Origin of the sequence: Halomonas sp. SIMBA_159 (assembly GCF_046536035.1) — a bacterium.
Taxonomy (GTDB): domain Bacteria; phylum Pseudomonadota; class Gammaproteobacteria; order Pseudomonadales; family Halomonadaceae; genus Vreelandella; species Vreelandella venusta_A.
In genome coordinates this window covers 1-262 of sequence record NZ_JAWJBT010000856.1, presented here as the reverse complement: position 1 = coordinate 262, position 262 = coordinate 1, and the positions used below count along the sequence as shown (strand labels likewise).

Below are 262 nucleotides of genomic sequence, written 5' to 3'. Positions count from 1 at the left end.
GAAGAGGACCGTACCGGCGTCTTCGGTGTCGACTCTGATGACCCCGCTGCCGTTCCACGTCGGTCGCTCCGCCACGGTCGTCGTGAAGTCGGCGAGCACAGAGTCAATACGTTCGCCCGTCACGAACTCCATGAGATCGCACCAGTGCGACCCGATATCGGCAAACGTGCGCGACGGCCCGCCAAGGGCAGAATCGACCCGCCAACTCGTAGCCGTCCGGCTGAGGAGCCAGTCTTGAAGGTAGCTGCCATGCAGCAGCTGC

1 protein-coding gene is annotated in these 262 nt (G+C 63.7%); it reads right to left on the bottom strand.

Translation table 11 applies throughout. From position 1 onward, the window contains the following. On the bottom strand, positions 1-255 hold a 255-nt coding region (locus R0J87_RS21665), incomplete at its 3' end, for a Gfo/Idh/MocA family protein (RefSeq protein ID WP_498888884.1). Positions 256-262 lie beyond the last annotated feature (7 nt).